The sequence below is a fragment of the Mesotoga sp. HF07.pep.5.2.highcov genome (assembly GCF_003666285.1).
Taxonomy (GTDB): Bacteria; Thermotogota; Thermotogae; order Petrotogales; family Kosmotogaceae; genus Mesotoga; species Mesotoga prima.
Window position 1 is genome coordinate 1 of sequence record NZ_JFHJ01000680.1, and the last position, 1,053, is coordinate 1,053.

The following is a 1,053-nucleotide window of genomic DNA, read 5'->3' on the forward strand; positions in this document are numbered from 1 at the left end:
AGCACATAGAATCCGAGATTTCGCCACACATTTACAAGAATTATTGTTGTAAGAGCTGTGTTTGCCTGACCTAACCAGGGTTGGGCCAAACTCCCAAGTCCGACAGTTCTCAAGAGCTGGTTCACCAGTCCGGCCTGAGGATTCAGAAAAAGAACCCACATGAAGCCGACCAGAACTAGGGGTATCATATTCGGGATATACGTGACTACCCTGAATACTCCGGCTCCCTTTATCTTGCTTGCCAGCATCAAAGCGATCAAAAAGCCCAGTCCAAGTTCGAGAATCGTGAGCATTATGAAGAAGTAAACGTTGTGAAAGAATGCGTTGAACAACTCCTTGGAAAAGCTTCCGGAGAAGAGAGTCTGAAAGTTCTTCAGTCCGACGAAGGTTCTCGGCCCCACGCCCGACCAGCTGAAGAAGCTCAGAATTAAGCTGTCAAACAGCGGGTAGATTATGAATATCGAATACAGGATTAGAGCAGGTAAAATGAAGACGAGAAGGTATCTGAGTTTTATTTGCATCTTCGTTCTCCTCTATAGACTCCTCCCCGCCTACCGGCGGGGAAGAGAAGAAATCTATCGTTTACTGATTCATCAAAGGTGGGTACCACTGAGATATTGCATCCTGAGCCATCTGAGAGAGTCCTTCGGGGGTAAGCTGGCCTGCGTAAAGAGCTTGCATTCCCGGGCTGAGAACGTCGTCGTACAGAGAAGGCTTCTGTGTCGTGAAGACAGATCCTACCCAGTAGACCCACGGAGAAGCGTTGTTGTTGTAGACATCTAGAACTTCTTCAAGAAGAGGATCCGGTGGAATCGATGCTCCGAGAACGGCGGGGATGTTGTAGGTGATTCCAGCGAATATCGTCCCGAATTCAGGTGTAGCACAGAACTTGATTATCTCTTTGGAGTCCTCGAGGTTCTTGACATTAGATGTCAATGCTATGGCTCCGTCGAGATACGTGTAGGCATAAGGTGTCTGATCCTCGGTAAGTGGTGGGACCATGAAGTATCCGACATTTAGATCGGGATTCAGATCTTTCCATGTCTGGTAACC

The 1,053-nt window shown here is 47.9% G+C and carries 1 protein-coding gene and 1 pseudogene; both read right to left on the bottom strand.

All coding sequences use genetic code 11. From position 1 onward, the window contains the following. Positions 1-521: carbohydrate ABC transporter permease (locus tag BG32_RS14540; protein WP_147435092.1), on the bottom strand; the 521-nt coding region annotated here is incomplete at its 3' end. 61 nt (positions 522-582) lie between these two features. After that, a pseudogene (locus BG32_RS14545) lies at positions 583-1,053 on the bottom strand (ABC transporter substrate-binding protein); the annotation flags it as partial.